Here is a 6143-nt window from a genome sequence, read left to right on the forward strand (position 1 = left end):
GGGCAATGGGGCGGTTGTCACAAACGAGCCCCTAAACCACAGTAAAAGACTACTCTCAAGTGGACGATTCTCCCTCTGGTTCTAGGTTTGTTACTTTACAGCCGAAAGCCCCTGCTCTCCGAAACGTGAAGGAGGTCAGTGATTCTAGTCTAGTATAGAGGTACAGTTATTTGGAAATCGCTTTTTTCATCCCCGTAGAGGCTTGCGAAAATAGTATATGATCTACTAATTGCATCAAAATACGTCTTCCACACTATTTTAACCCCGCTGAACATTGTTAAACCATTTATATCCAGTGAAAGAAGCCCGGCGAACAAGTAGGCTTGGGTAGTCGAAGAATAGCAGCTTGATCCTGTCCCGCAGCATGTATTACTATCGAGTCTTCGAGGTGCCATGTAATTAATGAACCATGAGCTGTCTCGACAGAATACCGTGGCATTCAGGATTTTATCTATTACAATTGTATCCCAGTATTTATACGTATCTATGGTTACCGGTATCTTGAATAAGAGTAGTGTTGTACCATTGTCATAGTAGTATGAGGCATATAGGTATCCACTAGCGTAGTTGCTGCCCCATTCATCACTAGTTAAATTAATGAAGCCTATTCTCTCAAGCATTTTACTATATATTCTCAGCGTCACCGTGGATGGATCTGGTATATACATCGACCTCTGCCCATTGATATCAACGTAGGCGGTGATGTATAATGGAATAATGAAGCTGTCATTAATCATCCTCCCCCTGTAAAACGTTACGTTAAACCCGTATTCAACGTATTTATCGAAATGCTTGTACCCGGCATTCACCGAGAACACGTCTAAGCTGACATTTACCCTAAGCCTGTTACTGAACCTGGAGAACGGTGTAGAGGGGTCACCTTCGAACACGTACTCGTATTTAACGGTTGGCGGATATACTATCACTGTGATACCGATATCCCTTACTAGGCTTGCCCAGTTATTCAGCACTGAGTAAATACTGCTTGAAATCGCGTTAGCATAGTCAACCTGGAGTGTTTGATTATATAATATACCCGCGAAATTATTAAGAGCATACCGTACTCCAACCCCATCATAGTCTCTGGTAAGGTATCGTGGTCTCACAAAACTAGTATAATCATATATAGTGTAATAAGTGATGCTTGATCTGCCGCATCTCCTCACATATGTGATGCTACTCTGATTTATATCATTATATGACATCACCTGTCTTCCCCATTTCTGCTTGAACGCCATGTATGCTGTTTCATTAGCGCCTGAGATCGCCGATATTATCACGCTGTCTAATTGTTCATTTATGCTCCTCCATGTAGACTCTTCACTCTCATTCATCCATATACTGGATGTATGTGTTAGCGTTGACGTCATGTAGAACAGGGTTGTAGTGATCACGAACACGAGTAGTGTAACCGCTATTACAAGTGGAAGCTGAGCCCTCATCAATATATCACCCTGACACCATATTTTATAACCGTGCCATAGATAGTGCCAATGCTGTAAACGTAGCTCAAGGTGTACCCTGAGCCACTCCTTGATTCTACGCTGGCAGTACAGTTCTCGCTCCTAACCAGGCTTACACCGCCAGTTAACTTGTACTCAGTGATATTGACGGAGACCTGTATTGCATTGAGTCTTGTTAATAATTCATTGGCTAGGCTACAGGCACTCCAGTAGGGTTTCTCCCTCAGTACATCATATACATTACCACCTCTAACCACAATCCTGTAGTTCGAGGTATACGCGTATATAGATGTAAACAACAATGCGATCACCACAACCGTTAAAGCCAGCGCCATGGATGAGACCAGAACCTGTAGCTGCCCTCTCAAAACTACCTCCTCCAGCTCCATAAGTCAACCATATAAGTAAACATGCCAATTCTTATATAAGATGATATCTTACTTCCACCTTGAGGCGGGGGATTCACCGTATTCGACACCTCGTAGACATTGCTATAAATGGGGACAGAAATAGTCTTAGCGCCATCATATATTGATACAAGCACCATATTGTAGACGGGATTGCTTATACTCGAGTATTCATAAGTGGATTCAACAGGTTTAGTCGTTCCATTGTTATAGTAGTATATGGTATAGTTCCTGCCTTTAACAAGGTAGACATTATACATGTATAGGGTTTCATTATATCGACCATTGATACGACTCATGTACATAGTCTCAGTGATATTATACCTTATATAATTATACTGCACAAACTGCCATGATATATTGGTCCATGAGCTAGTGTAGTTCATTATGGCTTTCCCGGTGAAATAGTATAGTGTTGTATTATAGCCTGTGAAATTGTAGAATTTTGTGGCCTTCAGCCCTATGTCACGAGCTATCACAGCAAGGTTTCTATTGGTATCCGATATAGCATAACCTTTCTCCACTGTTGTGTTAAGCCAATGGCCTATGAACCAGGTGCTTCCATAACCGCTTACAGCAATTATAGCTGAGAAGCTTTTAACTGGTAGTTTAGAATAATCGAATATATAATTGAATACGTTGCCCCCGGCTCCGGTGGCTGTAGGCATTGCGTTATAGCTTACAGTACCGTTCAGGGATACTAATAGTAGGAGCATTGACATATTGTAGGGTGAGGAGATGATTACCCTGCTTGAGCCAGGATCCACCGTGATGTTGAGCGGAGTATATATTCTCGCATAGAAGTAATAGTCGTCATATATTGAGCCGGCATACTTCTTTATAATGTTTTCGAGGCTAGCCTTAATATCTGTTAGCTCTATAGATATATTGCCATAATTATACATGTCTATGAAAACCTGATTAATAATCGATACAAATAGATCAGATACCTCGCTATACCCAATGCTTTTCTCCGGCGTATAGAATTGCGTGACAACCATATTGTAGAATGGCACTATAGATAATATTATCAATACCGCTAACATATATTCAATAATCTCCTTCACGGTGCCCTTACACCCCTGGGAACCTCGATAATAATTATTCTCCCAGTATTGTCTATTGTTACAACAATATCCACCATTAACTTACTTGAGAAAACAATATAACCAGTATACTCATCTACTATCACCGTCGGTTGCTTAGGAAATGAGATATTCTGAATGCCGAGCACGCTGTAAGATACCGCTGGCTCAGGATACACGAATGGTCTCACCCATATCTTCTCAAAGACACCTGTGGTGTTAACCCGATTCACCTGGCCCGAAAGTTTGCCCTCTAATGATACACCGAAAACAACCCTGAATAATAGAGGAGTAGTATTAGCTGGTAATGTAATACTATTACTATCCCTTAATTCACGGTTCACTGTGTATATGAAGTAGTAGAACGAACCATTATAATAGCCTATACTCGTCAAATACCTGCCCCAGTTCAGCCAGGATGTCTTACATACAGTATTGAACCCGGTGTTGCTGGGGTAGCTAGCTAGGTATACATATTGATTCCTATTAAGAGTACAGCTACCGATATTATTGCCTGATGCATGTATCATTGCAGAGAACGATTTCGTGGACTCCCTTATTTCCGGTGTGTAAACTATTATTGTGCCCCCTGAGATAGTTTTATTGATCTGGAAGTAGTCCAGTAACGTTCCATTCTCAGCGTAAATGAATAAGTCGATGGGGTTATTGATACCTAGGATTGGCCTTGTAGAGACATTGAGTAGTGCGACACCATTGTCGTCAGCTGTATTGTTAACTGAGAAATCCCCGTCATCTAATTCAACGATTAATCCAGGGGTTAAACCCACGACTTTCACTGTGGTTAGATCAACTGGTTCACTATACCTTATCGCGATGAGGTCGTCGAATCTTGATCCGTTATAGCTACTTAATACACCATTATAGTATACTATTGGTCCAATATAGTCAGGCCTACCGGGTAGTCCCACTGTACCAACCCTTGATTTACTATATACTACTGAGCCGTCAGTTCTATAAATATATAGATCCATATCCGGATTACCCTGCCCCCGCGCCGGATTTCTAATTGTCACGTTGATGTAGAACCATTCTTCACCATTAATGTCTACGTTTGTTGGTTGACATTCGAGGAATTCAACATTATTATTTAATAATTGATCAACATCTAACGTGCACACTTGTAAATTCCCAGATGTATCAGCTGTGAGCAGTATCGCGTATGCCTGATTAGACTGATTCGCTAGATTATTGCTTAAAACCAATCCACGATATATATTGTCTGGGGCTACTTTTACCTTATATAATATACTTACATATCCACCTTCACCGGTCGACCCTATGCTTCTCTGTGCAATCGCTATAGAGACATTAGATTTTGACTTAGATGCGGGGAGTATTGATAAATTAGTATTGGCTATAACAATATTTATTTCGTCACCAGTGATCTCCGAGGTTATGTTCCAGCCCCCATAAATAATAGTGTATGGGGTGAGATCTATTGATGGATCTATTACTGGCGGTATAAGCTGTATACCATATTTCTCACTAGTAGTAGTGTTCCACATGTAGAATCCTACCCGGTAGTTCTGGCTATTTACGCTTGTGTCGACCGGTGTCCCTACAGCCTCGATGATCCATCCTTGTCGTCCAGTCAAATTGAAAGGCCTTAACGAATATATGTTCACGTAGCCGTAGTTAGTATATTTTGTCGATACCATTAGGCTAGTGGTGTTCCCAACTATGCTTGGTTCACCCACAGTGTTATTATACTTAATGCCCCATACGCCTCCAAGCAGTAAATCCCCTAGATCCTGGTATCTACCGAGGTAGTCTATTAGGGTGAAGATGCCTGGATTACTCTTATCCACGGCATATGGGTTACCCCAATACATGTATATTGTTTTACTACTTGACGCGCTTAGCGAGGGTATTTTAACCCATATCAATGCCTGTTTACTTGTATCATTCCAGTATTCTATATAGTAGTCCAACGGCGTCACACCATCGGAGTCTGTGAATCTCACATCATTCCTACTTGGAACATATATTTTACCTAGATACGTACAGTTTACACTACTATATGAGAGGTTCACCAGCACTAGATAATCACTTAGATACACCCCGGCTCTCTCACTTATATTGATTGGCATACGGCAGAGAAATGGAACCCCGTTCTCCACATAACTGTTTCCAGCATCAAAGCCCGTCCTATACCTGTCAACTATGAAGCTTCCTCTCGCCACCTCTAGGTTACCTATATTGCCCACCAATGCATAACCATATATTGTGTTATCAGGTGTTGAGACAACAACATATATTGATGTATCTGGTGGGACACGTGAGAAAACCCGGTTTAAGTAAACACCCTTACCTACATAGACATTGTAACCCTCGTTAAAAGCCGACTCCACCGGGTTCGCTAATTGTATAAGCGTATTATTTATTCTCCAAATATAAGCATCCATGACAGCCCCATTTATTCTAGCCGCTATCCTAGATGATAGCTCCTCGTATAAAGCTTGTAGATTGTTATACCTGGTAGTATTATACACTATTGACGCGTAATTCATTAATGCTATAATAATAGCTATCATAACCGTGGCGCCGATAACATGTGTTATAATGGGTGAAGCCACTTCACTACACCTCCACAACTAACTCCTCTACTACTATGGTAAGTGAAAACGGGATGCCGGCGTATTCTTTTCCAAAACCAGTTTTAACCAGGTCTATCACGTTGTATGAGGATGATTTACCGAGAATATAGTCGGAGACCACTATAGTTATATTCCATAGGTTTCCACCAATATTGGAATATGCAGTATACGTTCTCACAGGTTCTATCCTTAAAGACCCAGATCCTCTAAAATTTATGGTCAAATTATAGTATGTAAGGATATAGTAGTAGCCACTATAATTACCGGTTGGAATCGTATTGACGTCTAGGAGGAGCCTGCAAGTATCAAGCGTTATAATCATTAAGCCATTGCCATCCCTGTACTCGTATATCCTCGGTATCATCCTTGAATCATTAACAATATGTGTATCCACGCCGTAAAGTAGTCCTCTTGGAGCGCCGCCCACATTAGCTCCCTGGGTTAAAGCCGTACATGAGAAAGATAGTGTGGGTTGGGAACTACTGTTTAAATATATATCTATCCTACCGATCTCGATATATCCTCGTGAAGTATACTGCGATGGGAAATCAATACTATACTCACCACCGG

5 protein-coding genes are annotated in these 6143 nt (G+C 41.2%); all 5 read right to left on the reverse strand.

All coding sequences use genetic code 11. The features are described 5' to 3' along the window. Positions 1 to 149 precede the first annotated feature (149 nt). Positions 150 to 1442 carry a hypothetical protein gene (locus tag ACP5N5_RS05060; RefSeq protein ID WP_428133523.1) on the reverse strand — a complete coding sequence of 431 codons (1293 nt, stop codon included), beginning with the start codon at positions 1440 to 1442 and terminating at the stop codon, positions 150 to 152. Further along, positions 1442 to 1852, reverse strand: a complete 411-nt coding sequence (locus tag ACP5N5_RS05065) for a hypothetical protein (RefSeq protein ID WP_042667073.1) — start codon at positions 1850 to 1852, stop codon at positions 1442 to 1444. Before ACP5N5_RS05065 ends, ACP5N5_RS05060 begins: the two co-directional genes overlap by 1 nt. After that, positions 1834 to 2937, reverse strand: a complete 1104-nt coding sequence (locus tag ACP5N5_RS05070; protein ID WP_428133525.1) for a hypothetical protein — start codon at positions 2935 to 2937, stop codon at positions 1834 to 1836. The genes ACP5N5_RS05065 and ACP5N5_RS05070 overlap by 19 nt, the downstream gene beginning before the upstream one ends. Next, a complete protein-coding gene (locus ACP5N5_RS05075; RefSeq protein WP_428133527.1) occupies positions 2934 to 5552 on the reverse strand; it encodes a DUF2341 domain-containing protein in 2619 nt (872 codons plus the stop codon). Before ACP5N5_RS05075 ends, ACP5N5_RS05070 begins: the two co-directional genes overlap by 4 nt. 4 nt (positions 5553 to 5556) lie before the next feature. Then, on the reverse strand, positions 5557 to 6143 hold a 587-nt coding region (locus ACP5N5_RS05080; protein ID WP_428133530.1), incomplete at its 5' end, for a hypothetical protein.

It is taken from the genome of Desulfurococcus sp., from assembly GCF_049970475.1.
Lineage (GTDB): Archaea > Thermoproteota > Thermoprotei_A > Sulfolobales > Desulfurococcaceae > Desulfurococcus > Desulfurococcus amylolyticus.